The sequence below is a fragment of the Streptomyces sp. NBC_00448 genome (assembly GCF_036014115.1).
Taxonomy (GTDB): Bacteria; Actinomycetota; Actinomycetes; order Streptomycetales; family Streptomycetaceae; genus Actinacidiphila.
Window position 1 is genome coordinate 4,187,921 of record NZ_CP107913.1, and the last position, 25,831, is coordinate 4,213,751.

Annotated in this window: 26 protein-coding genes and 1 pseudogene; 14 read left to right on the forward strand and 13 right to left on the reverse strand. The window is 73.0% G+C overall.

What is annotated here, in order from left to right; all coding sequences use genetic code 11:
- Window positions 1-13 precede the first annotated feature (13 nt).
- The 3 genes from OG370_RS17700 to OG370_RS17710 all read right to left on the reverse strand — a co-directional run bounded on the left by OG370_RS17700 (window position 14) and on the right by OG370_RS17710 (window position 2,027).
- On the reverse strand, window positions 14-676 hold the full coding sequence (locus OG370_RS17700) for a hypothetical protein (protein ID WP_328465380.1): 663 nt from the start codon (window positions 674-676) through the stop codon (window positions 14-16).
- A 297-nt stretch (window positions 677-973) separates the two neighbouring features.
- On the reverse strand, window positions 974-1,240 hold the full coding sequence (locus OG370_RS17705; protein ID WP_328465382.1) for a DUF6295 family protein: 267 nt from the start codon (window positions 1,238-1,240) through the stop codon (window positions 974-976).
- 7 nt (window positions 1,241-1,247) lie between these two features.
- Window positions 1,248-2,027 (reverse strand): dienelactone hydrolase family protein, encoded by a 780-nt coding sequence (locus OG370_RS17710; RefSeq protein ID WP_328465384.1) that lies wholly within the window; start codon window positions 2,025-2,027, stop codon window positions 1,248-1,250.
- Window positions 2,028-2,077: 50 nt separating this feature from the next.
- Between OG370_RS17710 and OG370_RS17715 the strand changes: the two genes are divergently transcribed.
- Together OG370_RS17715 and OG370_RS17720 are read left to right on the forward strand one after the other, a co-directional pair.
- On the forward strand, window positions 2,078-2,632 hold the full coding sequence (locus OG370_RS17715; RefSeq protein WP_328465386.1) for a MarR family winged helix-turn-helix transcriptional regulator: 555 nt from the start codon (window positions 2,078-2,080) through the stop codon (window positions 2,630-2,632).
- A 175-nt stretch (window positions 2,633-2,807) separates the two neighbouring features.
- Window positions 2,808-4,472, forward strand: a complete 1,665-nt coding sequence (locus OG370_RS17720) for an MFS transporter (protein WP_328465388.1) — start codon at window positions 2,808-2,810, stop codon at window positions 4,470-4,472.
- A 76-nt stretch (window positions 4,473-4,548) separates the two neighbouring features.
- Here the strand turns inward: OG370_RS17720 and OG370_RS17725 are convergent, their stop codons facing one another.
- Window positions 4,549-5,445, reverse strand: a complete 897-nt coding sequence (locus OG370_RS17725; RefSeq protein ID WP_328465390.1) for a sigma-70 family RNA polymerase sigma factor — start codon at window positions 5,443-5,445, stop codon at window positions 4,549-4,551.
- 183 nt (window positions 5,446-5,628) lie between these two features.
- Entirely contained in the window at window positions 5,629-6,165 is a 537-nt protein-coding gene (locus OG370_RS17730; protein WP_328465392.1) for a hypothetical protein, read from the reverse strand.
- Between the two features lie 348 nt (window positions 6,166-6,513).
- Between OG370_RS17730 and OG370_RS17735 the strand changes: the two genes are divergently transcribed.
- From OG370_RS17735 to OG370_RS17745, 3 genes are all read left to right on the forward strand, one after another.
- Window positions 6,514-7,269: a hypothetical protein gene (locus OG370_RS17735; protein WP_328465394.1), complete on the forward strand. Its 756-nt coding sequence runs from the start codon at window positions 6,514-6,516 to the stop codon at window positions 7,267-7,269.
- A 110-nt stretch (window positions 7,270-7,379) separates the two neighbouring features.
- Window positions 7,380-8,609 (forward strand): sensor histidine kinase, encoded by a 1,230-nt coding sequence (locus OG370_RS17740; RefSeq protein ID WP_328465396.1) that lies wholly within the window; start codon window positions 7,380-7,382, stop codon window positions 8,607-8,609.
- A complete protein-coding gene (locus OG370_RS17745) occupies window positions 8,606-9,346 on the forward strand; it encodes a response regulator transcription factor (RefSeq protein ID WP_328465398.1) in 741 nt (246 codons plus the stop codon). The genes OG370_RS17740 and OG370_RS17745 overlap by 4 nt, the downstream gene beginning before the upstream one ends.
- A 192-nt stretch (window positions 9,347-9,538) precedes the next feature.
- Here OG370_RS17745 and OG370_RS17750 read toward each other — a convergent pair whose 3' ends face one another.
- The 3 genes from OG370_RS17750 to OG370_RS17760 all read right to left on the reverse strand — a co-directional run bounded on the left by OG370_RS17750 (window position 9,539) and on the right by OG370_RS17760 (window position 12,314).
- Window positions 9,539-10,003 (reverse strand): SPW repeat protein, encoded by a 465-nt coding sequence (locus OG370_RS17750; protein WP_328465400.1) that lies wholly within the window; start codon window positions 10,001-10,003, stop codon window positions 9,539-9,541.
- 163 nt (window positions 10,004-10,166) lie between these two features.
- Window positions 10,167-10,883: a TetR/AcrR family transcriptional regulator gene (locus tag OG370_RS17755; protein ID WP_328465401.1), complete on the reverse strand. Its 717-nt coding sequence runs from the start codon at window positions 10,881-10,883 to the stop codon at window positions 10,167-10,169.
- A 105-nt stretch (window positions 10,884-10,988) separates the two neighbouring features.
- Window positions 10,989-12,314 carry an MFS transporter gene (locus tag OG370_RS17760; protein ID WP_328465402.1) on the reverse strand — a complete coding sequence of 442 codons (1,326 nt, stop codon included), beginning with the start codon at window positions 12,312-12,314 and terminating at the stop codon, window positions 10,989-10,991.
- Window positions 12,315-12,650: 336 nt separating this feature from the next.
- On the opposite strand from OG370_RS17760, the pseudogene OG370_RS17765 reads away from it, so the two are divergent.
- The 6 genes and pseudogenes from OG370_RS17765 to OG370_RS17790 all read left to right on the forward strand — a co-directional run.
- Window positions 12,651-13,448 (forward strand): annotated as a pseudogene (locus OG370_RS17765) (DNA polymerase ligase N-terminal domain-containing protein); the annotation flags it as partial.
- A gap of 185 nt (window positions 13,449-13,633) precedes the next feature.
- Window positions 13,634-14,566: a non-homologous end-joining DNA ligase gene (gene ligD / locus OG370_RS17770; protein ID WP_328474203.1), complete on the forward strand. Its 933-nt coding sequence runs from the start codon at window positions 13,634-13,636 to the stop codon at window positions 14,564-14,566.
- A 37-nt stretch (window positions 14,567-14,603) separates the two neighbouring features.
- On the forward strand, window positions 14,604-15,323 hold the full coding sequence (locus tag OG370_RS17775) for an MgtC/SapB family protein (RefSeq protein WP_328465403.1): 720 nt from the start codon (window positions 14,604-14,606) through the stop codon (window positions 15,321-15,323).
- Between the two features lie 241 nt (window positions 15,324-15,564).
- A complete protein-coding gene (locus OG370_RS17780) occupies window positions 15,565-16,197 on the forward strand; it encodes a MarR family winged helix-turn-helix transcriptional regulator (RefSeq protein WP_328465404.1) in 633 nt (210 codons plus the stop codon).
- A complete protein-coding gene (locus OG370_RS17785; RefSeq protein ID WP_443060695.1) occupies window positions 16,198-17,886 on the forward strand; it encodes an MDR family MFS transporter in 1,689 nt (562 codons plus the stop codon).
- A 185-nt stretch (window positions 17,887-18,071) separates the two neighbouring features.
- The gene (locus tag OG370_RS17790; protein ID WP_328465405.1) at window positions 18,072-18,899 is read left to right on the forward strand and encodes an SDR family NAD(P)-dependent oxidoreductase; all 828 of its coding nucleotides are present in this window, start codon (window positions 18,072-18,074) and stop codon (window positions 18,897-18,899) included.
- A gap of 71 nt (window positions 18,900-18,970) precedes the next feature.
- On the opposite strand, the gene OG370_RS17795 is transcribed toward OG370_RS17790, so the two are convergent.
- Together OG370_RS17795 and OG370_RS17800 are read right to left on the reverse strand one after the other, a co-directional pair.
- Window positions 18,971-19,756 carry a COG4705 family protein gene (locus tag OG370_RS17795; RefSeq protein WP_328465406.1) on the reverse strand — a complete coding sequence of 262 codons (786 nt, stop codon included), beginning with the start codon at window positions 19,754-19,756 and terminating at the stop codon, window positions 18,971-18,973.
- Window positions 19,757-19,956: 200 nt separating this feature from the next.
- Window positions 19,957-20,481 carry a hypothetical protein gene (locus OG370_RS17800; protein WP_328465408.1) on the reverse strand — a complete coding sequence of 175 codons (525 nt, stop codon included), beginning with the start codon at window positions 20,479-20,481 and terminating at the stop codon, window positions 19,957-19,959.
- Between the two features lie 190 nt (window positions 20,482-20,671).
- On the opposite strand from OG370_RS17800, the gene OG370_RS17805 reads away from it, so the two are divergent.
- Window positions 20,672-21,325, forward strand: coding sequence for a TMEM175 family protein (locus tag OG370_RS17805; protein ID WP_328465410.1), 654 nt, complete (start codon window positions 20,672-20,674; stop codon window positions 21,323-21,325).
- 55 nt (window positions 21,326-21,380) lie between these two features.
- Here the strand turns inward: OG370_RS17805 and OG370_RS17810 are convergent, their stop codons facing one another.
- The gene (locus OG370_RS17810; RefSeq protein WP_328465412.1) at window positions 21,381-22,025 is read right to left on the reverse strand and encodes an RDD family protein; all 645 of its coding nucleotides are present in this window, start codon (window positions 22,023-22,025) and stop codon (window positions 21,381-21,383) included.
- A gap of 91 nt (window positions 22,026-22,116) precedes the next feature.
- Between OG370_RS17810 and OG370_RS41500 the strand changes: the two genes are divergently transcribed.
- Window positions 22,117-22,359 carry a putative leader peptide gene (locus OG370_RS41500; protein WP_443060696.1) on the forward strand — a complete coding sequence of 81 codons (243 nt, stop codon included), beginning with the start codon at window positions 22,117-22,119 and terminating at the stop codon, window positions 22,357-22,359.
- 223 nt (window positions 22,360-22,582) lie between these two features.
- The gene (locus OG370_RS17815) at window positions 22,583-23,653 is read left to right on the forward strand and encodes an LLM class flavin-dependent oxidoreductase (protein WP_328465414.1); all 1,071 of its coding nucleotides are present in this window, start codon (window positions 22,583-22,585) and stop codon (window positions 23,651-23,653) included.
- Window positions 23,654-23,715: 62 nt separating this feature from the next.
- Here OG370_RS17815 and OG370_RS17820 read toward each other — a convergent pair whose 3' ends face one another.
- Both OG370_RS17820 and OG370_RS17825 read right to left on the reverse strand, forming a co-directional pair.
- The gene (locus OG370_RS17820; RefSeq protein ID WP_328474207.1) at window positions 23,716-24,348 is read right to left on the reverse strand and encodes a response regulator transcription factor; all 633 of its coding nucleotides are present in this window, start codon (window positions 24,346-24,348) and stop codon (window positions 23,716-23,718) included.
- A complete protein-coding gene (locus OG370_RS17825) occupies window positions 24,348-25,646 on the reverse strand; it encodes a sensor histidine kinase (protein ID WP_328465416.1) in 1,299 nt (432 codons plus the stop codon). The genes OG370_RS17820 and OG370_RS17825 overlap by 1 nt, the downstream gene beginning before the upstream one ends.
- Between the last annotated feature and the right edge of the window lie 185 nt (window positions 25,647-25,831).

The following is a 25,831-nucleotide window of genomic DNA, read 5'->3' on the forward strand; positions in this document are numbered from 1 at the left end:
CCGGCGGCGGGCCTTACGGGTGGTACCGCTCGGCGACCGTGTCGGCTCCGCCGGACGTGCGGTCCAGGGTGACCCGGACGGTCACGCTGCTCATCTTCGCGGCCGTCTCCAGCTGGCCCTCGGTGCACTTCGTGGTGCCGTAGTCGTCGCTGCCGATGGTCACGTTGCCGTCGGGACCCGAGCAGATCGCGGCCGCGCCGAGGATCGTCGTCGCGTTGGAGACGTAGAACGCCTGATCCGTGCCGCCGCCTTGCGGCTTGACGATCAGCTTGCCGGGCGCGAGGTACTCCAGGGTGCCGACGATGGTGCGCGCGTTGTCCGCGGTGGCGCCACCGCTGCCGGTGGCGGGGGACGGCGACGGGCAACTCCCGGTCTGCTCACCGATGCTGTTGATCTCGGCGTTGGACCGCGGATCGCCCGCGTAGTCGATCCGGTCGGTGCACTTCACCCCGGACTTCCCGGCGGTGCCCGACCCCGGCGACGTGGCCTGCGAAGAGCCCTGGCCGCTCGTGGCGGTGGGCGGGGTGGTGGCCTGTGTGGAACCCGTGGCGACCGGCGACGTGGTGGACGAACCGTCCGCGGAGTTCCCGTTGTCAGGTCCGCACGCGGTCAACGCCAGCCCCGCGGCCACGAGCACGGCAGTGGACAGACCCCAACGAGCAGCCCTGGTACGCATGTTGTTCCTCTTTCCCTCTCGACGCTGTCGTCCGCCGCGGTGGTGACGGGTTCGATCCCGCCCCCGGACGGGGCGACCACCCGCGGACATGACGACCTTGACATGGACAACTTCCCAAGTCAGCGCCTGTTACAGCCCCGTGGCGCAACGCCACACGCGTCACGACAATCATCACAGGAAGATCGCCAACGGCCGCGTCGGTCGGCTCGGACGGAGCGCGGAAGGGGGCTCGGGACAGAAAGGAGCCCGGGCGCGGGAACGGGCCCGCGCCCGGGCCGACTTGCCGGGCAGAACCGGTCAGAGCTGCATCTCTGCCGGCACCGCGGCCAGCGCCTCCTGGATCGCGGCGACCAGCGTGCGCGCGGACTCCGCGGTCAGCTCCAACGCCACCCGGGCGGACGGCCCCTTGGCCGGATCGGCGAAGTCGACGTTCAGGGTGTGCTCGGCCATCGCGTGGACCGGGTGGTCGAAGTAGACGGTCACGTCGGTGACGTGGAACCACGGGCTGCCGGGCCCCTTGGCGCTGCCGTCGACGACGTCCTTGACGGTGGTGTAGGTGCACATGGCCGGGTCAGCTCCGCTCGCCGTCGGTGAGGTGTCGGCCGTAGAACTCCTCGATCCGCTCCCAACCGTCGTTCGCCGCAGCGACGTTGTAGTTGGGGCGGTTCACCGCGAAGAAGCCGTGGCCGGCGCCCGGGTAGGTGTGGAACTCGAATACCTTGTCCGACTCGGTGAGCAGGCGGCCGAGTTCGGCGACCTCGGCCGGGCCGGGGTGGGTGTCCTCATCGCCGAAGAGGCCGAGCAGCGGCGCCCTCAGGTCGGGGAGCCGGTCCACGAGGCTGGTGACCTTCATCGGGGAGCCCTCGGGCACCAGGCCGATGACGAAGGCGCCGTAGCAGTCCACCACCGCGTCCATGTCCGTGGCGCAGCCGGCGAGCACGGCCTGGCGGCCACCCGAACAGTGCCCGATGACACCGATCTTGCCGTTGGAGGCAGGCAGCGCCCGCAGATACGCGGCGGCGCCGGCCACGTCGCCGATCAGCCGCTCGTCGGGCACGCCACCCTGCGCACGGGCCACGGCCGCCGCGTCGTCGGGGGCCGCGCCGGGGGCCTCCCGCGTGTAGAGGTTGGGGCAGACCGCGTCGTAGCCCAACTCGGCGAAGCGACGGACCATCTCCTTCGTCTGCCGGTCGTATCCGGGCATGTGGTGGATGACGACGACACCGCCGCGGCGGGCGTCGCCCTCCGGGCGGGCGAGGTACGCCTCGATCGCGTCGCCGCCGTGACCGGCGAGGGTGACGGTGGTCGCGGTCAACGAGCCGGTGGAAGGTCCGGAGAGGGAATCGCTCATGGGCGTCAGCTATACCATAAGGCTGGACTGATCAGTTTATACTGAAGATCATGTCATCAACCGGCGGTCCTCCGACCGCGACCCCAGCGCAGGAGCCGCCGCCGGACCCGCCGCCGCACACGGCATCGGCCCTGGCGTCCGCTCAGGGTCCGGACCCCGCCCCCGCCGAGGCACCGCCCACCGGCCCGGCCCGTATCGCCACGGACCTGCGGGCCGCGCTCGGCCCGCTGACCCGGCGGCTGCGCACCGTCAAGCCGGACGGCGAACTGACCTTGTCCCAGACCTCGGCTCTGGTGCTGCTGGACCGGGACGGCCCGGCCACCGCGTCGGAGCTGGCCGCGCGCGAGGGGATCAGGCCGCAGTCGATGTGCACGATCGTCGGGGTGCTGGCCGAACGCGGCCTGGTCTCCCGCGCGCAGGACCCGCACGACGGCCGCCGGATCGTCGTATCGCTCACCGACAGCGGCCGCGACGGCCTGCACGGCGCCCGCCGCGAACGGGCCCGCCGGCTCACCCTCGCCATCGGCGAGGAGCTGAGCCCGCGCGAGCAGGAGCAGCTGGCGGCCGCGATCCCACTGCTGGAGAGGATCACCCGACGTGTCTGAGCAGCCGCCGTCCGGCAGTTCCCACGGGGGACCCGGCCGAGGTCCGGGCGACGGTGCGGGAGGCGGAGCCGGCGATGGCGGGAGCGGCGGCGGTCGGGGCAGCGGCGGGGGCGGCCGTCCCCGCGGTCCCGGCGGCAGGACGGCCGCCACCGTCACCGCCGATCCGTCCGGCCCCATGGGTGAACGCCCCGACCGCTACAAGTGGGTGGCGCTGTCCAACACCAGCCTCGGAATGTTCATGGCGACGGTGGACGCGTCGATCGTCATCATCTCGATGCCCGCGATCTTCCGCGGCATCCACCTCGACCCGTTCGCAGCCGGGAACATCATCTACCTGCTGTGGATGATCATGGGCTACCTGCTGGTCACCGCGGTGCTCGTGGTGAGCCTCGGGCGGCTGGGCGACATCGTCGGCCGGGTGAAGATCTACAACCTCGGCTTCGTCATCTTCACGCTCGCCTCCATCGCGCTCTCCTTCGACCCGGCGCACGGCACGAACGGCGCGCTGTGGCTGATCTGCTGGCGGATCGTCCAGGCGCTGGGCGGCTCGATGCTGATGGCCAACTCCGCGGCGATCCTCACCGACGCTTTCCCGGCCCGCCAGCGCGGCATGGCCCTCGGCATCAACCAGATCTCGGCCCTGTCCGGGCAGTTCATCGGACTGGTGCTCGGCGGGCTGCTGTCCGCGTGGGACTGGCGCGCGGTGTTCTGGGTGAACGTCCCCGTCGGCATCTTCGGCACCATCTGGGCGTACCGCTCGCTGCGGGAGATCTCCGCGCGCAACCCGGCGAAGATCGACTGGTGGGGCAACCTCACCTTCGCGCTGGGCTGCGGGCTGATCCTCGTCTCCATCACCTACGGCATCCAGCCCTACGGCGGCCACACCATGGGGTGGACCAGCCCCAAGGTGCTCACCGGGCTGATCGGCGGCGCCGTGCTGCTGGTCGTGTTCGGGCTGATCGAGACCCGGGTGGAGCAGCCGATGTTCGCCCTCCGGCTCTTCCGCAACCGGAGTTTCGCCGCGGGGAACGCCGCCGCGCTGCTCGCCTCCATCGCTCGCGGCGGGCTCCAGTTCATGCTGATCATCTGGCTGCAGGGCATCTGGTTGCCGCTGCACGGCTACGCCTTCGAGGACGCGCCGCTGTGGGCGGGCATCTTCCTGCTGCCGCTGACCGCCGGGTTCCTGCTGGCCGGGCCGGTCTCCGGGACGCTCTCCGACCGGTTCGGGGTGCGCTGGTTCACCACCGGCGGGCTGCTGCTCTTCGGTGCCAGCTTCGTCGGTCTGCTCCTGCTGCCGATCGACTTCCCCTACTGGGCGTTCGCGCTGCTCATCCTGCTCAACGGGATGGGCTCGGGGATGTTCTCCGCGCCCAACACGTCCGCGATCATGTCGAGCGTGCCGGCCACGCACCGCGGGGCGGCTTCCGGGATGCGGTCCACGTTCCAGAACTCGGGGACGTCGCTGTCGATCGGCGTCTTCTTCTCGCTGCTGATCGTCGGGCTCGCGGACCGCCTGCCGAGCACGCTCCAGGCGGGGCTGCGGGCCCAGGGGGTGCCGGCGGGGGTCGCCCACCACGCGGCGACGCTCCCACCGGTGTCCACGGTGTTCTCGGCGTTCCTCGGGGTGAACCCGGTCGAGACGCTGCTGAAGCCGTCCGGCACGCTGGCGAAGCTGCCCGCGCACAACCGCGATGTCCTCACCGGGAAGGAGTTCTTCCCGAACCTCATCTCCTCGCCCTTCCACCACGGCCTGGTCATCGTCTTCGCGACCGCGGCCGGGATGTCCCTGCTCGCGGCCATCGCCTCCGCGCTCCGCGGCACGCCGAGCAGCGCGGAGTAGCCGGAGCGGCGGGGAGCACCCCACGGCGGCGGGCGGCGCCCGACACCCGCGCCCGCCGCCCGGCGCTTGCACGGCCCTAGTCCGTAGGGAGGTCCAGTGCGGCCAGGCGGTCGGGGTCGGCGAGCACGTGGATGTGGGTGATGCGGGAGTTCCGCACGGTGAAGGCGACGAGCGCCCGGGGGAAGCCGCCGGCCACCGTGAGGGTGCCCGGGGCGCCGTTGACGACGACCGGGCGCGGCGCGGCTCCCGCCCCACGGAACAGCAGTGCCTGGCGGGCGACATCGGCGGCGCCGTGCACCTCCTGGGAGACGCCGCGCCCTCCCGCCCCGACGTCCGCGCGCAGCACGACCTCGGGGTCGAGCACGGCGACGAGCCCGTCGAAGTCGCCGTCCCGGGCGGCGGCGAGAAAGGCGTCCACCACCGCCCGCTGCCGGCCCGGATCGGGATCGGGCGTGGCCTCGGCACCCTGGACGCGCCGCCGGGCCCGGCTGGCGAGTTGGCGCGCGGCGGCCGAGCTCCGGCCGACGACGGGCGCGATGTCGTCGAACGGCACGGCGAACATGTCGTGCAGCACGAACGCGAGGCGCTCGGCCGGGGCGAGGGTGTCCAGCACGACGAGCAGTGCCAGACCGACCGAGTCCGCGAGCAGCGCCTCCTGTTCCGGATCGACGTCGTCCGCCGCGCTCACCAGCGGGTCGGGCAGGTGCGTGTCCAGGGAGTCCTCGCGGCGCGCGGCACGCGAGCGCAGCATGTCGAGGCAGACCCGGGCGGTGACGGTGGTGAGCCAGCCGCCGAGGTTGTCGATGCCGTCGGGGTCGGTACGGTTCAGCCGCAGCCACGTCTCCTGCACCGCGTCGTCGGCCTCGCTGAAGGAGCCGAGCATGCGGTAGCCGACCGACCGCAGATGGGAGCGGTACTCCTCGAAGTGGCGGGCCAGCAGGTTCGCGTCGTCGCTGTCATCGCTCGTCGTCAAAGGGTTCACACCTCTCTGACGGGACGGGCGGCGCGGATGTGACCGCCCTGCCCGTCCCCGCCGCCGGCCACCGCTTCCCCGTCCATGCCCGGCATTGTGTCCCCTCCCGGCACCGATCCCGTGGCACGACGGGCCGCCGGGCACGAACCGGGTCGCCGCCGGGTACGGCCCGGGCCGCCGCGCTCAGGCCGAGGCCGCCACGGCCGGCCCCCGGTTCCGCCGGCGCACGGCCGCCGCCTGCGTGGCGAGCGTGAGCGTACGGGTCAGCGTCATCGCCACCGCCATCAGCAGCAGCGAGTCCGTGAGCGCGTCCACGGTGACCTGGTGGTGGATCATCCAGTGCCCCAGCTGCGCGGAGAACCAGTGCTCGGAGCCGTAGGAGAAGGCCGCGCGGGCGCCGATCACGGCGACCCACAGACCCGCGTAGGCGACGCCGGTACGACTGACCGGCTTTCCGGTGCGGGGGCTGGCATAGACGTGGGTGAGGCCGGCCGCGGCCAGCCCGGCGGCGACCCCGGCGACGACGGCGACCAGCTCCATGCCGAGGCCGTCCCCGTGGGTGGCGGGCGACGCGAGGAACAGCGGGACGATCGCGCCCGACGTCAACAGCGGCCGCAGGATACGGAAGGCGCCGATCTTGCGGTGCGGCCCGAGATCCGCCTCCAGGACGGCGAAGAGGACGGCGGCGTTGATCACCATGGCTTGGGTGAGCGTGGACATGAGCGGAGTCCCTGTCTCGGAGTGCGCGGAGGTGGTTCGGGGTGGCCGGGGACGGTGGACGTGGTTCGGGTTGGTGGCGATGTCGGCCGGCTCGGCCTCGGAGCGCCGGGCGCCGGGGGGTACCACCCGACCCCCACAGCGTCGGCTCCGCACCGGTACGACCGCGCCGTAGCACGGGGCGATTCCCGGGGTGATCCGCGCCGCCCGCCCGTCACCCGGTCACCCCGTGCCTCACCCCTGGACGTCACCCCGCGGCTCACCCCGCGGTGTGACGCCCGCGCCCGGCCGGCTCCGTAACGTCGCTGGTGGCAGGCCGGACCGGGCCGCCGCTGACCGGAGGAGCTTCCCGTGCTCGAGGTACTGGCCGTGATCGCGATCGTGGTCTACGTCATCGGCCGCCAACTGCTCGGCGAGTCGCTGCGCGGCAAGCGGGTGCTGCTGCTGCCCGCGATCCTGGTGGTGGTCGGGCTGACCCGGCTGGGCGGCGGCGGCCACCATGTGCGCCCGGTGGACGTGGCGTGCCTGGTCGCCAGTGGCGTGATCGCGGCGGCGATCGGCGCCGGGCAGGGCGCGATGATGCGGCTGGAGAACCGCGAAGGCGGCCTGTGGGGGCGGATGCCGCCGCGCAGCCTGCTGCTGTGGGTCGCCCTGGTCGGCTCCCGGGTGGCCATGACGGTCCTGGCGAGCGCGCTCGGCGCCCATGTGGCCGCCTCGACCGCACCGATCGTGCTGATGCTGGGCGTCAACCGGCTCGGCCAGGCCGCGCTCATCACCCGCCGCGCCCTGGCGATGGGCATCCCGTTCGCCCGCGAGAAGGACGGCTCGGTCTTCCTCTCCGACCAGCTCTCCGGCCTGGGCGCCCGCCTCACCGGCCAGAACGGGCAGGGCGGGCAGAGCGGCCAGGGCGGTCACCCTCACCCCGGCCGCGACGGCGCCGGCGACGGCCGGTACGACACGTACGACGCTTACGGCCGGGACGACCGCTACCGCCGCCGGGACACCTACGACCGGGATGACCGGTACGACGCGTATGACACGTACGACCGGGGCGACGCCGCCCGCCGTGACCGTACCGACCGCCGGGCCTCGCGGCGGTACCGGTGACATCGACGCCCGCGGTCGCGCGCGGGAGCCGTACGGCGCTCCGCGGGCCGGGGGCCACCGGCCGGACGCGCGGCTCGGGCTCCGAGCACGACCAGGGCTATCGTGCCGGGGTGCTGACTTCCGTGTCCTGGCTGATCCGGGCGGTCGCCTACGCCCTGTTCGGGACCGACCTGTTCAGCCACCGCGCGTACGGTCCGGTGGAACATCCGGCGGTCGCGATCGCGTACGGCCTGTCCGGGGTGCTGCTCGTGCTGTGGGCGCTGCTGAACGTCGGCGACGGCGGCACCTCGGCGCAGCGGACGACCGTGCTGGCGCTGCTCGCGTCGATCTCCGGCGCGGTGGCGGTGCAGCCGGGCGCGACCACGCTCGTGGGCGTGGGCTTCATCGCCACGATCGACGCGGGCACCGGTATCCGGCGGGCCGAGGGCTGGTGCGTGTTCGGCGCGGGGGCGCTGGCCGCGGAGGTGGGTCTGCTGTTCAGCAGCGCGGACCCGAAGGCCGCGCAGGGCGTCCCCCTGCTGTTCGCCTTCGCCCTGCTGGCGGGCTTCAACCGCCGCTCCTACCGGGTCCAGGCCGAGCAGAGCAAGGCGCTGCTCGACCAGGCGGAGCGGCTGCGCTCCGAGCAGCGCCGGGTCGCCGTGCTCGACGAGCGCACCCGGATCGCCCGCGAGATCCACGACGTGCTCGCCCACTCGCTCGGCGCCCTCGGCATCCAGATCCAGGCCGCCCGCGCCCTGCTGACCGACCACCAGGACACCGACCGGGCGATCGACGTGCTCACCACCGCGCAGCGGATGGCCTCGGACGGGCTGTCCGAGACCCGCCGCGCGGTGCACGCCCTGCGCACCGACACCCCGCCGCTCGCCGAGGAACTGGCGCGGATGGCGGCCACCCACGAGCAACGGCACGGGAGTACGGTGACGCTGACCGTGGTCGGCGGCGCGAAGCCGCTGCCCCCGGACCAGGCACTGGCCCTGGTGCGCACCGCACAGGAGTCGCTGACCAACGCCGCCAAGCACGCGCCGCACCGGCCCGTGACCGTCGATCTGCGCTACGGGGACCAGGACGTGACACTGACCCTCACCAATCCGCTCGGCCGCGGCACCCCGCCGCCCGCCGAGCCGCTGCCGGACACACCGGACGGGCCGGACACACCGGACGCGCCGGGCGCTTCCCCGGCCGGGCGGGCCACCGGTTTCGCCACCGTCGACGGCGGCTACGGCCTGACCGGGATGCGCGAGCGGCTGCTGCTGCTCGGCGGCACCCTCGACGCGGGTCCGGCGGAAGGTCGCTGGAACGTGACCGCGCGCGTGCCGAGGAACGGGCGGGCAGCGGCGTGAACCCCACTCCCCCGGCGACCGGAGAACCCGCCCTGCGGGTGGTGATCGCGGACGACCAGGCCGCCGTGCGCGAAGGGCTGGTGCTGTTGCTGGACCTGCTGCCGGGTATCGACGTGGTCGGCTCGGCGGCCGACGGCAGGCAGGCGCTGGCGGTGGTCGCCGAACAGCAGCCGGACGCGATCCTGTTGGACCTGCACATGCCGGTGATGGACGGCATCGAGACCACCCGCCGGCTCACCGCCGAACACCCGGACGTGGCCATCGTGGTGCTCACCACCTACGCGGACGACCGGTCGGTGCTGGAGACGCTCCGGGCGGGCGCGCGCAGCTATCTCACCAAGGACGCGGACCGGCTGCACATCGCGCAGACGCTGCGCAGCGCCACCGCCGGGCTGACGGTGCTGCACCCGCAGGTGCAGGCCACGCTGCTGGCCGCCGCCGAACCCGACCGGGGGACGCACGCCGGCGCCAGGGGGACGTTCGGTGACCCGGCGGGTTCCGGCCCGAACTCCGTTGCCGAGCCGGCCCCTCGCCCCGAACTCCCGGACGGGCTGACCCGGCGTGAGGCCGAGATCCTGGCGCTGATCGCCCGCGGCCGGAACAACGCCGAGATCGCCGGCGAACTCTTCCTCAGCGGCAACACCATCAAGACCCACATCAACCGGATCTTCGCCAAGACCGGCTCCCGCGACCGCGCCGCCGCCACCCGCTACGCCCAGCGGCACGGCCTGGACTGACCGTCTGAACGGACCGCCCGGCCTGGCCGCCCGCGGCCCGACACCCCTGCCCCGCCTGCCTACTTGACGGCTTTTCCGGCTGCCGCCTCGCCGTGGACACACACGTGGGCGGCCCCTCCGGTGACGGAGAGGTCGCCCGCGCTTCTCTTCGTGCTCTGGTACTTCCCTGGTGCCCGGTAAAGCGTCAGTCCGTCACCGACGGACCCTCCGCTTCATCAGGCCCAGGCCCATCGTGGCCAGCCCAAGCAGGATGGCAACACCACCGACAATCGCGTTGTTCACGATCGCCTTGTGGATGTCGGCATGGCCCGACACCGCCCAAGGAGCCGCTATCGTCCATGCGCCGATCGCAATCGCGACCCAGCCGAGTCCGTGGGTCCGCTCCAAGACGGAGCCGAACCCCATGGCCAGCACGGCCAGCGCGATACCCACCACCAGGTTGGTGACCCGCAGGCTGGTGAGGCCGGTGAAGCCCACCACCCAAGGCGAGATGGCCAGGTACAGACCGGTGAGGAGGCACAGACCCTCGATCAGGCCGGCCATCGGCTTATCCGACACCGCGGCATACCGGTCCCTCAGGGACATGATGTCCGGGTGTTCCTCGATGGTGGAGCGCGTCGACGGAGAAGTCGGCGAATGGCTCGAATCGGTGGCCATGTAAGCCACCTCCCTTTCGCAAGAGCAGTCGCTTCTGACGCCGGATGTCCTTCGGTTCTCCATTCCGAAGCTGCCGCATCCTTACTCAGAGTAAAACTCCTGGCAGCCTTATGGCCACCCGACGCCGGGACGGTTTGCCCGCATTGGCGGTTCTTTCGTCCCTCTACCCATGCACAGGGGGTCGAACACTCCCCAAATCCGCCTCAATCGCATGTTTTGCGATATTCGCGGCCGCCGCGCCGTCAGCCGCGCCCGGCTCCCTGCCCCCGGTCGAGGCCATCGGCGCCGCGTCCACCAGCACGGTGGCGGCCTCGCGAGCGACGGACGCGGCCGTGGGGTCGTGGTCCATCTTGGAGCTGAAGGTGGCACCGTCGTAGAGGAGGTGCAACTGGCGGGCGAGGCCCTCCGGGTCGGCGACTCCCACCTCCGCGGCGAGCTCGGCGAACAGCGCGCGCATCCAGGCGCGGTACTCGTCGGACGCCTGCTCGACAGAGCCGCCGCGCGGCGCCTCGGCGCTGGCCGCGGCGAACGCGCACCCGTTGTAGTCCGGCGAGGTGATCAGCTCGCCCTGCGCGTCGAACATGCCCAGCAGCCGCTCGCGCGGGGTGCGGAACCGGGTCAGCACCCGGGTGATCCGGTCGACGCTCCGCTCGCGCCGGTAGTCCAGGTACGCCCGGACCAGGCCCTCCTTGCTGCCGTAGCAGTTGTAGAGGGACGCCTTGGCCACGCCGGCGTGCTCGATGACGCGATCGATGCCGACCGACTGCACGCCCTCCGCGTAGAACAACTCGTTGGCTGCCAGGAGCAGGCGCTCCCGCGCGGAGACCTTAGGCGCCTTGGACGCCTTCGCCGGCACCCCGGGCACGGTCCTCTGCACCATCCCGATCACCTCTCAGACAACCCTGTCTAGTCTAACGCGGGCACCGTATCGGAGATATGACTCGGAAACGGGGATTCGACTCGGAGCCAGACCTTAGGGCACGCACTAGCTCTCCCGCACCGCCTGGGGAGCGCGGCGGCCGAGCAGCAGCCCGACGAGCGCCGCCGCGGCCAGCAGGATCACCGCGGCGCCGTACTCCCGCACGGTGTCCAGCAGGCCGCCGCCGTGGACGACCAGGACGCCGGCGATCACCGCGGGCACACCCATGCCGAGGTAGGAGACCACGTACAACAGCGAGAGCACGCCGGCCCGTTCGTGCGGCTGCACCAGCGGGAGCACCAGGCGTATGCCGCCCTGGAAGCCGGCCCCGAAGCCGAACCCGGCCACCGCGCTGCCGGCGAAGAAGCCGACCTCGGAACCGGTGCCGCCCGCGCCCGAACCGATGGACAGCACGGTGACGGCGACTCCGACGATCAGGGCGCTCACCCCGCTCACCATCACCGTGCGGGTCGGCGTCTCGCGCAGCAGCGGCACGGACAGCGCGGCGGCGCCGGCCAGCACGAACAGGCCCAGCCCGCCGTAGACCACCGAGTCGGAGTGCACCAGACGGCTGGTGATCGCCGGACCCAGCGAGCCGTAGAACCCGGCCAGCGACCAGACCGCGAAGAGCACCGGCGCGGCGACCGCGATCGAACCGCGGGCGGCGCGGGGCAGCTTGATCTCGGGAACCATGCTGGCCAGCGCGCCCCGCTTGCGGGTCACCGGCTCCTTGAGCGCGGTCACGCCGAGCGCCTGGAGGGCGAAGACGCCGAGCAGCAGGTAGTAGACGAGGTGGGTCGGCGCGGGCAGGAACCGCACCACCAGCCCGGAGGCGAGGGCGCCCACCGCGGTGCCGATCGGCGGCGCGAAGGAGTTGGCGACCGAGCCCTTGATCCGGTCGATGTCGAGCAGGCCGGCGCCTATCGCACCGAGCGCGGCGCCCGTCGCGACCCCCTGGACCACCCGGCCGGCCATCAGCACGTCGACCCCGCCGGCGGTGGCGAACACCACCATCGCGACCGCCTGCGCGGCGAGCGCGACGAACAGCACGGGCTTGCGGCCTATGTGGTCGGAGATCTTGCCGAAGATCAGCAGCGACACCAGCACCGCCACCGCGTAGACCCCGAAGACGACCGTGGTGGTGATCGGCGAGAAGCCCCACTCGCCCTGGTACACCGCGTAGAGCGGGGTCGGGGCGCTGGAGGCGGCGAGCAGGGACACGATGATCGAGGCGAGCAGGATCAGCGCGGCGGTGGGGCCGAGGCTCCGGCCGCCCGCGGAGGCGGGGCCGGCAGGGCCGACGGCATCGGCAGTGCCGGGGGCGCCGGAAGGCGCGGACCTCGTCGTGCGCCTTCGGCGGGCGACGGCCTCACTGGCCGGGGGGACGGGCATGGCTGCTCCCTCGATGGATGATTGAACAGACCTGTCTACTTCGGATTTCTGATGCTAGACAGACAGGTCTACCCAAGTCAAGCCGAGGTTTGTCCTCCGTCCGAGTGGTGACCCGTCGGGGGAGGCTGGGTGGGGACCGGGCGGGGCCGGGGCCGGGGGCGAAGGGCAAGCCGCAGCAGCGAGGAGGGCGCCGTGGCCGCATCGGACACCTCAGGTACCCCGGACACCCCGGAGAGCGCCGGGAACGGCGGGACCGCCGGGAGCACGGACGACCCGCGGGCTCCCGCACCGGACGCCCCGGACCGCGGCCGGCCCGGGCGCCGCGCCGCCCGCGGCAAGGACCGCCGCGACCGGCTCGCCACGTACCACCGCAAGCGCGACTTCGGACGTACCGCCGAGCCGCGCGGGACGCACGCCTCCGCGGACGGCGGCCCGGTGTACGTCGTGCAGATCCACGACGCGAGCCGGACGCACTTCGACTTCCGGCTGGAGGTCGACGGCGTGCTCAAGTCGTGGGCGGTGCCCAAGGGCCCCTCGACCGATCCGCGGGACAAGCGGCTCGCGGTGCCGACCGAGGACCACCCCATGGAGTACCGGGACTTCGAGGGCGTGATCGAGGCGGGCGAGTACGGCGGCGGGACCGTGATCGTCTGGGACGCGGGCGGCTACCGCAACGCGAGCACCGACCGGTCCGGCCGCGAGGTCCCCTTCGCCGAGGCGCTGGCGCACGGCCACGCGTCCTTCCGGCTGGTCGGCGGCAAGTTGCGCGGCCGCTGGTCGCTGACCCGTTTCCGCGCGGGCGAACCCGGCACCGAGGACGACAGCGGGCACGCCAGGGGCGAGGCGTGGCTGCTGGTCAGGTCCGCGGAAGAGGGCCGCCGCGGCGGTGGACGCGGACGTGCCGCCGCCCGCCGCGGCCGGGCGCGCGGAGCGGCCGCCACCGGGCCGGGTCCCGGCGCGCACGGCCGGCGCGCGGCCGACCCGGACCCGCACGGCGCGGACCCGGGCGACGCCGCCGAGCCCGCCCGCGGCCGCGGCACCCCCGACCCGCATCTGGCCCGCAGCGCGCGCACCGGCCGCACCCTCGCGCAGGTGGCCGCGGCGGGCGGACCGACCTGGCACTCGGACCGTTGACCGCCTCCCGAGGCCCCTCGCCCGGCTCCCGCCGCGGCACCGCCCCTCGCGGTGCGGCTCCCCGCACCGCCTCGACCGGCCGCTCCCCCGGCTCCCCCACCTCCGCCGCCTTGAGCCCCTCCGCCGTACCCGCCCGCCTGCTGCGCCCGGTCCCCGCGCACCGCGCCGGCCTCCCGGTCCTCCCGATGCTCGCCACCCCCACCGACCGCCGCTCGTTCGACGGGAGGTGGCTGTTCGAGCGGAAGCTCGACGGCGTGCGGGTGCTGGCCGTACGCGACGCGGACGGCGTGCGGCTGCTCTCGCGCACCGGACGGGACGTCAGCGCGACCTATCCCGAGGTGGTGGCGGCGCTCGCGGCGCAGGAGTGCGCGGACTTCACGGTCGACGGCGAGGTGGTGGCGATGCGCGCGGGGCGCACCGACTTCGCGCTGCTCCAGCAGCGGATGGGGCTCACCGATCCGCGGGCGGTGCGGGCCAGCCCGGTGGAGGTCCACTACTACGTGTTCGACGTGCCGGCACTGGCCGGCTGGGACACCTCCCGGGTGCCGCAGCGGACCCGGAAGGCGCTGCTGCGCGACGCGTTGGCGTACGGCGGGCCGCTGCGCTTCACCCCGCACCGCAACTACGCGGGCGACACCCCGGCGTTGCTCGCCGACGCCTGCGCGCGGGGCTGGGAGGGGCTGATCGCCAAGCGCGCGGACGCCGCCTACCAGCCGCGCCGCTCGCACGACTGGCTGAAGCTGAAGTGCGCGGCCGGGCAGGAGTTCGTGGTCGGCGGCTTCACCGAGCCGGCCGGTTCGCGGATCGGCTTCGGCGCGCTGCTGGTCGGCTACCACGACGCGGACGGCGCGCTGCGTTACGCGGGGAAGGTGGGCACCGGGTACCGCGACCGGGTGCTGCGGGAGGTGCGGGCGCGCCTGGACGCGCTCGCCCGGCCGGCGTCGCCGTTCGCCGACCCGGTGCGCGAACGCGCCGCGCACTGGGCCGAGCCGGTGCTCGTGGCGCAGGTCGCCTTCACCGAGTGGACCAGGGACGGGATGCTGCGCCACCCCCGCTTCCTGGGGCTGCGCGACGACAAGGACCCCGCCGACGTGGTCCGCGAGGCGCCGCCCGGCTGACGGCCCGGCGCACCGGCCGGTGACTACAGTGGCTGGGATGGAACTGGCGATGTGGGGCGAAGCGACCGGCCAGGGCTGGTCGCAGATCGGCGAGTTGGGGCTGGCGTTCGTGCTGTCGGCGGCGATCGGGCTGGAGCGCGAGGTACGCCAGAAGAGCGCGGGCATGCGTACCCACACGCTCGTCGGGCTCGGCGCCGCGCTGATCATGCTGGTGTCGAAGTACGGCTTCAGCGATGTGCTCGGCCACGACACCGTGCTGGACCCGTCGCGGGTGGCCGCGCAGATCGTCTCCGGGATCGGCTTCATCGGCGGCGGGTTGATCTTCGTACGCCAGGACGTGGTGCGCGGCCTGACCACCGCGGCCGTGGTGTGGATGACGGCCGCGATCGGCATGGCGGCGGGCGCCGGGCTGCCGGTGCTGGCCCTGGTGGTGGCCGGCGCGCACTTCCTGATCGTGCTCGGCTTCGCGCCGCTGGCCGCCCGTATCCCCGGCTCGACCCGCTCCCCCGCCTGGCTCCGGCTGGACTACGAGGACGGTCGGGGGGTGCTGCGATCCGCCCTGGAGTCCTGCACGAAGATGGGCTTCAACGTGGTCGACCTGTCCGCGGAACACGACCACGAACCCGAGCACCGCGGCACCGTCACGGTGCATCTGACCGTGCAGGGTCCGCGGCCGGTGGTGGAGCTCGCGTCGGCGCTCGCGGAGATCGACGGCGTGCACCGGGTGAGCACGACCCAGGACGACGCGATCGAGTAGCTTCCGCACGCCCCCGATATCAGTTGCTTGCCTCCAGCAAGTAATATAAGTTGCTGAAGGCAAACAACTGCTTATCGGACAACAGGGGGCGAGGGCGACGGACATCGAGGCCGTACCCGCGACCGACGGCGTCGCGTACGGGACTGACGCGACGCACGGGACGGACGCGACGCACCCGGCGGACGCAGCGCACCCGGCGGACGCGACGCACGCCGCGCACACCACGCACGAGACCGAGGTCGTGCTGGAGAGTGCCACCGTCGGCGACCAGTTGTCGCGGCTGATGCGGCTGGTCGGCGCGTGGAAGCACCGGGTGCGGGACGAGGGGTGGGGCGACCGGCTGCTGCTGGGACGGCTCGCCGAGGGCGGCCCGCGGCGGGCCACCGACCTCGCCGCCGACACCCTGCTCGACCTGTCCACGGTGAGCCGGCAGATCCGCTCGCTCGTCGAACGGGGCCTGGTCGAGCGGCGACCGGACCCGGAGGACGGCCGCGGCACCCTGCTCTCCCCGACCGAGCAGGGGCTCGCCGCGGTGGAGCGCTACCGCGCGCAGCGCGACCAGAAGCTGGCCGACGCGCTCGCCGCCTGGCCCGGCCCGGACCGCCGGGACCTCGGCCGCCTGCTGGCCCGCTTCAACGACGACTTCGCCGAACGGCACGTGCGGCCGGTGTGCGCTCCCGCGCAAGGACACGGCCACGCCCACGGGCACGGCCACGGCGACCCGCACGGCCACACCCACTCGGGCCCCTCGGGCCACGACCGCGACCCGGCAGCCGGACACGGCGCCGACGCACCGGGCGGCGCGACCGCCCCCCTCCCACTTCCGCACCACCGCCGGGCCCGCACCCCGGGTCAGATCCAGGAGACCACCTAAGTGAGCAGTAGCAGCCGGACCTCGCCATCGTCAGGGGCCGCCCCGGAACCCGCGGCCCCCGCGGCCGACATCGCACCGGGCGGCCTGACCCACCGTCAGATCCTGACCATCCTCAGCGGTCTGATGCTGGGCATGTTCCTGGCCGCGCTCGACCAGACCATCGTCAGCACCGCGATCCGGACCATAGCCGACGACCTGCACGGCCTGAACCAGCAGGCGTGGACCACCACCGCCTACCTGATCACGTCGACCATCGCCACCCCGCTGTACGGCAAGCTCTCCGACATCCACGGGCGCAAGCCGTACTTCATCGCCGCGATCAGCATCTTCATCGTCGGCTCGGTCCTGTGCACCTTCTCCACCTCGATGGTGGAACTGGCGGTCTTCCGCGCCTTCCAGGGCATCGGGGCCGGCGGTCTGATGTCACTGGCGCTGGCGATCATCGGCGACATCGTGCCGCCGCGCGAACGGGCCAGGTACCAGGGGTACATCCTCGCGGTCTTCGCCACGTCCAGCGTGGCCGGTCCGCTGATCGGCGGCTTCCTCGCCGGCCAGTCCACCATCCTGAGCATCGCCGGCTGGCGCTGGGTGTTCCTGGTCAACGTGCCGATCGGCATCATCGGGCTGTTCGTGGTCGCCCGGGTGCTCAACGTGCCGCACGTCAAGCGCAATCACCGCATCGACTGGTGGGGCGCGGTGACCATCGTGATCGGCCTGGTGCCGCTGCTGCTCATCGCCGAGCAGGGCGAGGCGTGGGGCTGGCTCTCCGCGCGGGCGGTGCTCTGCTACGCGGTCGGCGTGATCGGGGTGGCCGCCTGGATCTTCGTCGAGCGCGGCATGGGCGACGAGGCGCTGATCCCGATGCGGCTGTTCCGCAACAACGTCTTCAGCCGCACCAGCCTGCTCAGCCTGATCGTCGGCATGGTGATGTTCGGCGGGCTGCTGATGATCCCGCAGTACCTCCAGATCGTGAAGGGCGCGAGCCCGACCAGGTCCGGCCTGGAGATGCTGCCGCTGATGCTCGGCATGATGGTCGCCTCCATCGCCGCCGGCCAGGCCACCTCCAGGACCGGGCGCTACAAGATCTTCCCGGTGGTCGGCACGGCGCTGATGTTCATCACCATGCTGCTCTTCCACTACCAGGTGCAGTGGGACACCCCGCTGCCCAAGACCATGGCGTTCATGGCGCTGATGGGGGTCGGGCTCGGCCTGACCATGCAGACGCTGGTGATGTCCGTGCAGAACGCGGTGCCGCCGCAGGACATGGGCACAGCCACCGCGTCGGCGACGTTCTTCCGGCAGCTCGGCGGTACCGCGGGCACCGCGATCTTCCTGTCGGTGCTGTTCAGCACGGTCGGCGGCAAGATCACCACGGCGCTGGGCAAGGCGAAGTCGCACCCGGACTTCCAGAAGGCCGTCGCCGCGCATCCGCACGCGCTGTCGCCGCAGAGCGCGAAGTCCGTGGTCACCGACTCGTCGTTCCTCAAGCACCTCGACCCCGCGCTGGCCGCGCCCTTCAAGCAGGGTTTCGCCGACTCGATGCACCTGGTGTTCATCATCGTCGCCGGTGTGGCCCTGCTGGCGTTCCTGCTGATGCTCACCATCAAGGAGGTGCCGCTGCGCAGCCTCTCGGGTGCGCAGGCCCGCGCGCAGGCCGAGGCGGAGTCGGCGGCGACCACGGAGTCGTAGGCGTTCGGGCGTCCCGTCGTCCTGGTTCCCCGCGCACCCTTTCGGAAGGGGGCGCGGGGAACTGCACGTTCGCGGAGTGCCGCGCGTTCGCGGAGTGCCGCGCGTTCGCGGGGCGCGCCCTCGACCATCCGCGCACCCCGTAAATCCGAGACGGAAAGTCTCGAAACAGGAGTAGGCTCGGGACCATGCGGGCCATCGAACAGCAGACGATCATGATCACGGGGGCGACGGACGGCCTCGGCCGGGCGCTGGCCCGTGAACTCGCCGCGCAGGGCGCCACGCTGGTGCTGCACGGCAGGAGCGACCGGAAGGGCGAGGACCTCCTCGCGGAGCTGCGCGCGGCCACCGGCAACGACCGGCTGAGCTTCCTGCGCGCGGACTTCGCGAACCTCGCCGACGTCCACGCGCTGGCCGAGCGCGCGGCCGGGCTCGACCGGCTGGACGTGCTGGTCAACAACGCCGGGATCGCCTCCCCCGACCGCCAGGTCAGCGCGGACGGCCACGAGTTGACGTTCCAGGTGGACTACCTGGCCGGCTACGTCCTCGCGGTGCGCCTCGCCCCGCTGCTGGCCCGCTCCGCCCCCGCCCGCATCGTGCACGTCAGTTCCGCCGGCCAGGCGCCGATCGACTTCGCCGACCCGATGCTGACCCGCGGCTACGACGTGATGCAGGCGTACTGCCAGGCGAAGTTGGCGCAGATCATGCTCACCGTGGACCTCGCGGAGGCGCTGGCGCCCCAGGGCGTGACGGCCAACGCGCTGCACCCCGCGACCTTCATGCCGACCAAGATCCTCATGGGCGTCGCCCCGCACAGCACCCTCGAAGAGGGCATGCGCAACACGCTGCGCCTGATCACCGATCCGGCCCTGGACGGCGTCTCCGGCCAGTACTTCGACGGCGCCCGCCACACCCGCGCCGCCCATGACGCCTACGACCCCGAGGCGCGGCGCCGGCTGCGCGAGTTGAGCGAACGGCTGACCGGCGCCCCGTTCCCGGCACCTCCGAGGAACTGACTCCCGGCGAACCGATCCCCGGCGCCGCGGCGCCGGAGAGTCCGGCTCATCTCCGGTGAAGGGTCACGGCACTAGCGGGTGGGAGCGGAGGCCGGGGCGGGGGTCTCGGTGGAGTGGTGGGGCTGGTCGGTGGGGACGGTGGAGCGCTGGCGGGCGGCGAGCCACGCGACGAGGCCGGCGATGAGGACGGCGAGGACCAGGCTGACCGGGCCGGTGCCCCAACCGAGGCCGCCGTGGGCGGTGGAGGCGCCCATCCAGTCGGCGAAGGAGGCGCCGAGCGGGCGGGTCAGGACGTAGGCGGCCCAGAAGGTGGCGACCGGGTTGAGCCGGAAGCCGAGCCAGGCGACGGCGGGTACGGCGATCAGCGCCGCGAACATCACGCCGGAGGAGAAGTAGCCGAGGTGCAGACCGCCCGCGGTGAGGTCGCCGACGGCGGTGCCCAGCGCGAAGGTGGCCAGCACGGTACCCCAGTAGAACTTCTCGCGCCGCCGGGTGCGGATGCTGTGGATCGACAGGGTGCCCTCGCTGCGGTACCAGGCGATCAGCACGGCCGTGAGGATCACCGCGAAGGCCGCGGTGGAGACCGCGTACGGGATGCCCACCACGACGTGCACGACGTCGGCGGCCATCGTGCCGAAGACGCTCACCATGACGATCGCCGACCAGTACGTCCAGGCCGAGTAGCGGGGCGCGCGGAACTGGAGCATCAGCGAGCCGACCAGCCCGAGCAGCCCGATCGCTCCGGCCCCGACCGGGCTCAGCACCCGGGCCAGGAAATCCGAGGTGGTCTCACCCATACCGGTGGTGAGCACCTTCGTCAGCCAGAACAGCACGGTCACTTCGGGTACCTTGCTCATGGCCGCGCCGGCCGCCCTCGCCGCGCCACCGCCGCCGTGTCGGGACCGCTTCACGAAGCCGCCGCCTTCCTGGCGCCACGCGGGCGCCGCCCTACGATCCATGTCTGACTACAGGACTGTAGACGGGAATGCCTCGGCGCTCGTTCCCGGGGGCCTCCCGGGAACCCGTCGGACCCCCTTGCGCCCTCCGGGGGACGGTCCTAGATCCAGTCGAGCCAGAAGAGGAAGACGTTCGCCAGCGCGCCCGGGGCGCCCGCGCCGAAGGCGATCACCAGGGCCTGGCCGATCGCCACGTCGGTCGGGTCGATGCCGGGCTGCCAGCGCAGGCGCGCGTCGAGCCCGGGGATCTCCCGGAAGGGCGAGTACGACCGCAGGGTGCCGTGGGCGGCGGCGATGGGCGTGCCGTCACGCAGGAGGAGGGCGCGGCGCAGGCCGGTGGGCCGCAGCTCGTAGCCGCGGTCGCCGACCAGGGCGGTGCGGGTACGGCTCGCGCGGCTCATCGACCAGGCCCGGCCGGCGCGTTGGAGGGGTATCGGCCGGCCGTCGAAGGTCATGCCACCGAGGTCGCGGCCGGGCAGCGTCGTCACCGTCGGCACGTTCGGCCCGTCGAGCACCGCGATGACCGACGGCCAGCCGTCGTAGCTGATCCGGAGCTGCCCGAACGGGCTGTCGACGGTGCGGTGTCGGGTGAGGCGGACCTTGCGGCGGCCGCGGAACAGGGACACGTACGCTCAACCCCCCGGTATGAAAAGTGCGGCTCAGTCTGGCACACGGGCCCCTGCCGCCGCAGGGTCCTCGCCACCCCGCGCCGACCCGCGGTGACACGCCGCGTACGGACCAATGGGCCGGACCCGGGCCGCTCGCACGGGAAGCTCTGGTTCTCCCAGGTAACCGGTGTGCGAGCAAGGCGGTGGCGTGGCGCAGGACAGGCACTCCCTGGGCCGGCTCACGGCCCTGACCGACGGGGTCTTCGCGATCGCCCTGACCGTCCTGGTGCTCCAGATCCCCGTGCCGCGGCTCGCCGACAGCGGCTCCGCCCGGCAGATGCGCACCGCCCTGTCCCGTCTGGAGGGCCAGTTCCTCAGCTACGCGGCCACGTTCGTCATCATCGCCGCCTTCTGGCAGCAGCACCGCCGGCTCTTCCACCTCTCCGCCTGGCACGACGAATGGGTGGGCCGCCTCAACTCCCTCTTCCTGCTGCTGATCGCGTTCCTGCCGTTCCCCTCCGCCCTGGTCGGACGGTACGGCTCCAACGCGGCGGCCGTGGTCTTCTTCAACCTCGCCGTGCTCGCCGTGGCCGCGGTCTTCGTGCTGCTCTGGCTACGGCTGCGCCACGTCGGCCACTTCACCGACTACCTCCCCATCGCCTACGGCCGCTGGGTCCTCGCCCGCACCCTCGCGGTGTCCGCCGCGCTGGCCGCGTCGGCCGCCCTCGCACCGTTCGACACCGATGCGGCGACCTACGTGTGGATCGGCATCGTGCCCCTGATGCTGGCGGTGAACCTCCGCTACCGGAAGGCGATCGCCAGCGCCAACGCCGCCGAGGACGAGGGGGATTCGGAGGGATGAGGAGGTCAGCGGCCCGGGGGTTCGGCGGCCCGGGGACTTCAGCGAGCCGGGGACTTCAGCGAGCCGGGCGGCGGGCTATGGCCGTATGGGCGGTGATGTCGACCACGCTGTGGTGGTAGGGGCGTTCGGTGAGGATGCGGAGGGGCCGGCTGAGGAACGCCACGAGGTTCACCAGCGGGATCAGCCAGCCCACGACCGCGAGGAAGCGCGCCCGCCGGAAGGACTGCTTCCAGGTCGGCCGCTCGTGGCCGTCCCAGAGCCGGACCACGCGCAGCCCGGTGAGCAGCAGCCCGGGGGTGCCGCCCCACAGGGCCACGAACACGGCGCCGTAGAAGGTCAGCCAGACGCACCCGAGCAGCCAGAACGCGAGCAGGAAGTACCCCTGGCCGTCCGGGTCCACCGCGTACTGGATTCCGGACGCGAGCGTTCCCGGCGCGGCGAGCGAGATCGCGGCGATCGCCAGGTCGATCACCATGGCGGCGAACCGCCGTCCGGTGGAGGCCAGTTCGACGGTCGCGACCTCGCCGCCGCCGACGGGTGCCCGGCCGGCCAGACCCGCACAGGCGTACGCCGTCCGGGAGCCCTCCGGAGGCTCGGCCGTGAGCGGGTGCCTCATGCGCTGCGCCTCGCGGGCCCGTTCGCGCCGCGCGGCCCGGTCCATCGCGCCCGCGGCGGTACGGCCGCCCTCCAACGTCTGCATCGTTTCCCGCCCTTGACGTGCACGGCGGTGCGCGCCTCGCACCGCGTTGTCGGCGGGGAGATCCTGACATGATCTTCGCAATGACCACACCATGAGTTCACCAAGGCTGCGCCGACTCGCCATCATCGGGGAACCAAAGAGGCGCCGGTGCCGTCACGGCGGCCCGGGGGCGCTTCGCCGGGTACCGCGCCCAGATGTCACACAGCCGTCACGCGTGCGCGCATTGCCAGCGGTCCGCGGGGCGCATAGCTTGGCGGGTGTGCGGCAAAGGACGAGGCTGGTGACCCGCGTGTACGTCGACCTGTTGCGGTCGGCAAGCGCGTTGTGTCGTTAGGCAGGCAGCCCCCTTCGCCCGTCCCGGGCCGCGCCCGCGCCCGCGCTTCCGAGATGTTCCCGTCCCCGGCAGCCGCGGCGCCCCGGCTGCAGAACGCACCCACCCGCGCCCGGGCCGATTCCGGTGCCCCGTAAGGACTTTCCCGGAATCCCGCCGGCCCCGTCGCCGCTCCACATAGAAGCGCGCGGAAACGCACGATGACGCAATGAATCGGAGTCCCGCCGTGAGTTCGGAATTCCTCTGGTACATCCCCAACACCGTCGAACCCGGCCACCGCGGCGACGACACCACGACCGGCTGGGGCACGCTCGAGTTCTCCACCGAACTCGCCCTCGCCGCCGAGGAGCACGGCTGGGGCGGCGCCCTCATCGGCGCGGGGTGGGGACGGCCGGACACCTTCACCGTGGCCACCGCGCTGGCCGCCCGCACCACCACGTTCAAACCGCTGGTGGCGGTGCGCCCCGGCTACTGGCAGCCCGCGCACTTCGCGAGTTCCGCGGCCACCCTGGACCGGCTCAGCGGCGGGCGGCTGCTGGTCAACATCGTCAGCGGCCTGGACAGCGCCGCCGCGTACGGCGACGGCGAGAGCGACCCGGCCCGCCGCTACGACCGCACCCGCGAGTTCCTGCGGCTCGTACGCCGGCTGTGGACCGAGGAGAACGTCACCTTCCGCGGCGAATTCTTCGGCGTCGAGGACTCCACGGTGAGCCCGCCGCCGTACGGTGCCGAGGACGGCAGGACCCCGCGGCTGTACTTCGGCGGCGCCTCCGCGGCGGCCGAGCGGGTCTCGGCCGCCGAGGCCGACGTCCAGCTCTTCTGGGGCGAGCCGCTCGACGGCCTGGCCGAGCGGATCGACCGGCTCAAGGCACTGAGCGCCTCGCTCGAACGGCGGCACGCCCCGCTGGAGTTCGGGCTGCGGATCACCACGCTGATCCGGGACACGACCGAGCAGGCGTGGCACGACGCCGAGGCGAAGGTCGCCGCGATGGCGGACCGGCCCGACACCACGACCGCCCACTGGCACAGCGCTGTCGGGCAGCGCCGGCTGCGCGAACTCACCGAGCGAGGCGAGGTGTTGGACTCCTGCCTGTACACCGCGCCCGGCCGCGCCGGCGGCGTCGGCGCGGGCAGCAGCTGGCTGGTCGGCTCGCCCGACGACGTGGCCGCGGCGCTGCGCAGGTACGGCGAACTCGGCATCACCCACTTCGTGTTGTCCGACACTCCGTACCGCTCGGAAGTGTCCCGTATCGGGGACCGGTTGCTCGGCCGGCTCCGGCAGCCCAGCGCGGTCTGAGCCGGCCCGCTCCGGTTCGGCGGACGAGCGGCAGGCCGTCAGGACGGTGAGCGGGAAGGCCGTCAGGACTGGAGGAACGCCAGGACCGCCAGGACACGGCGGTGGGTCTCCTCGGCCGGGGGCAGGTCGAGCTTGGCGAGGATGTTGCCGATGTGCTTGCCGACCGCGGCCTCGGAGACCACGAGCCCGCGGGCGATCGCGGCGTTGGAGCGGCCCTCGGCGACCAACGCGAGGACCTCCCGTTCGCGCGGGGTGAGGCGTTCCAGGGGATCGCGGCGGTGGCGCAGCAGTTGACGGACCACCTCGGGGTCCACCACGGTGCCGCCATCGGCGACCTGGTGGAGGGCGGCCACGAACTCCTCGACCCGGCCGACCCGGTCCTTGAGCAGGTAACCGACGCCGGTGCCGTCGCCGGTCTCCAGCAGCTCGGTGACGTAGGTGCGTTGGACGTACTGGCTGAGCACGAGGACCGGGAGCGCGGGCGTCGCGCGGCGCAGGGCGACGGCGGCGCGCAGCCCCTCGTCGGTGAAGCCGGGCGGCATGCGGACGTCGGTCACCACGACGTCCGGGCGGTGCGCGGCGACGGCGGAGCGCAGCGCGTCGCCGTCGCCGACCGCGGCGACCACCTCGTGGCCGAAGCGCGCCAGCAGCCCGGTCAGCCCCTCGCGCAGCAGCACGCTGTCCTCGGCCAGCACTACCCGGAGCGGACGGTCGACGGCGTCATCTCGCACGGCAGCTCCACTCGCAGCAGGGTCGGTCCGCCGGGAGGGCTGGACAGTTCGAGTCTTCCATCCAGCACCGATACCCGGTCGGCGAGGCCGATCAGACCCGAACCCCGGCCGGCCGAGGCGCCGCCGCGCCCGTTGTCGCCGACCTCGACCGTGAGGCGGCCCGCGGCGTACCTGCCCACCACGCCGGCCCGGGTCGCGCCGCTGTGCCGGGCGATGTTCGTGAGCGCCTCGCACACCACGAAGTACGCGGTGGCCTCGACCGCGTCGGGCAGCCGGCCCGGCAGGTCGAGGGAGACGTCCACCGGCACCGCCGACCGGTCGGCGACATCCGGGATCGCGGCCGGCAGGCCGTAGTCGGCCAGCACCTTGGGGTGGATGCCGCGGATCAACTCCCGCAGCGCGAGGAGGACCTCGCCGGCCTCGTCGTGCGCCTTCGCGATCAGGTCCGCGACCGGGCCCGGCGGGGCGTCCAGGCGGGCGAGGCCCAGGGTCATGGTCAGCGCCACCAGCCGCTGCTGGGCGCCGTCGTGCAGATCGCGCTCGATGCGGCGCCGCTCCGCCTCGAAGGCGTCCATCAACCGGCCCCGGGAGCTGGCGAGTTCCACGATCCGGCGGCCCAGCGCGTCGTCACGCGGCGACGTGAGCAGCCGGGTGAGCCCGGCACGTGCGCCGGCCAGCGGGCCGAGCACGTATCCGACGACGCCGAGCAGCACCACCCCCAGCAGCGCCGCCCCGAGCGCCTCGGGATACGACGACACGCTCCACGTCTTGAGCACCCTGTACTGGCGTCCGTGGCCGACCGTCGCCATCAGGACGGGGGTGGCGATCAGGCCCAGCGCCACGGCCAGCGCGACGCCCGCGGCCAGCAGGTCCAGCGGCCACAGCACGACCGCGAACAGCAGCGTGTACGCCAACTCCCGCCAGGTCGCCTGCTCCCGGTACCGGGTGCGCAGCAGCGCTACGACGCCCGGCCGGCCCGGCGGCCGGTGGCCGCTCGGCGCCGGGTCGGCGTCGATCAGCCGCAGCCGCCACCGTTCGACGGCCGCCACCGGAATGCCCACCAGGCCGAGCAGGGCCAGCAGCGGCAGACCGACCAGCACCAGGGTCAGCCCGCCGGCGACCACCGCGTACCCGGCGATCACCACCAGCGCGGCCAGCCCCACCGGAGCGCTGCTCAGCAGGTAGCCGGCCGCCCGCCAGGGCCACGAGGTCAGCAGGTAGTCGGGCCGGGCCAGGGCCTGCCAGACGTTGCGGGAGCGCATCCGCCCACCGTAGAAGAGCGGTTCATGGCCAGGCGATCCCGCTGGACCGAACTCCGGGGTAGTGCCTGCACTACCCCGGACCCGGCCCGCCCACGCGCCGTGCGACCGCCCTTGGCCGTCGACTCCCCTCCGTTCAGGGTCTGTCCGGCCCACCCCGACCAGCCGTACTACCAGCCGTATGGCCT

Excerpts from the sequence above, each read along its gene's own strand:
- OG370_RS17700 (WP_328465380.1), bottom strand. The coding sequence starts at position 676 with ATGCGTACCAGGGCTGCTCGTTGGGGTCTGTCCACTGCCGTGCTCGTG.
- OG370_RS17705 (WP_328465382.1), bottom strand. The coding sequence starts at position 1,240 with ATGTGCACCTACACCACCGTCAAGGACGTCGTCGACGGCAGCGCCAAG.
- OG370_RS17710 (WP_328465384.1), bottom strand. The coding sequence starts at position 2,027 with ATGAGCGATTCCCTCTCCGGACCTTCCACCGGCTCGTTGACCGCGACC.
- OG370_RS17715 (WP_328465386.1), top strand. The coding sequence starts at position 2,078 with ATGTCATCAACCGGCGGTCCTCCGACCGCGACCCCAGCGCAGGAGCCG.
- OG370_RS17720 (WP_328465388.1), top strand. The coding sequence starts at position 2,808 with ATGGGTGAACGCCCCGACCGCTACAAGTGGGTGGCGCTGTCCAACACC.
- OG370_RS17730 (WP_328465392.1), bottom strand. The coding sequence starts at position 6,165 with ATGTCCACGCTCACCCAAGCCATGGTGATCAACGCCGCCGTCCTCTTC.
- OG370_RS17750 (WP_328465400.1), bottom strand. The coding sequence starts at position 10,003 with ATGGCCACCGATTCGAGCCATTCGCCGACTTCTCCGTCGACGCGCTCC.
- OG370_RS17755 (WP_328465401.1), bottom strand. The coding sequence starts at position 10,883 with ATGGTGCAGAGGACCGTGCCCGGGGTGCCGGCGAAGGCGTCCAAGGCG.
- OG370_RS17760 (WP_328465402.1), bottom strand. The coding sequence starts at position 12,314 with ATGCCCGTCCCCCCGGCCAGTGAGGCCGTCGCCCGCCGAAGGCGCACG.
- ligD (WP_328474203.1), top strand. The coding sequence starts at position 13,634 with ATGCTCGCCACCCCCACCGACCGCCGCTCGTTCGACGGGAGGTGGCTG.
- OG370_RS17775 (WP_328465403.1), top strand. The coding sequence starts at position 14,604 with ATGGAACTGGCGATGTGGGGCGAAGCGACCGGCCAGGGCTGGTCGCAG.
- OG370_RS17790 (WP_328465405.1), top strand. The coding sequence starts at position 18,072 with ATGCGGGCCATCGAACAGCAGACGATCATGATCACGGGGGCGACGGAC.
- OG370_RS17795 (WP_328465406.1), bottom strand. The coding sequence starts at position 19,756 with ATGAGCAAGGTACCCGAAGTGACCGTGCTGTTCTGGCTGACGAAGGTG.
- OG370_RS17810 (WP_328465412.1), bottom strand. The coding sequence starts at position 22,025 with ATGCAGACGTTGGAGGGCGGCCGTACCGCCGCGGGCGCGATGGACCGG.
- OG370_RS41500 (WP_443060696.1), top strand. The coding sequence starts at position 22,117 with ATGAGTTCACCAAGGCTGCGCCGACTCGCCATCATCGGGGAACCAAAG.
- OG370_RS17825 (WP_328465416.1), bottom strand. The coding sequence starts at position 25,646 with ATGCGCTCCCGCAACGTCTGGCAGGCCCTGGCCCGGCCCGACTACCTG.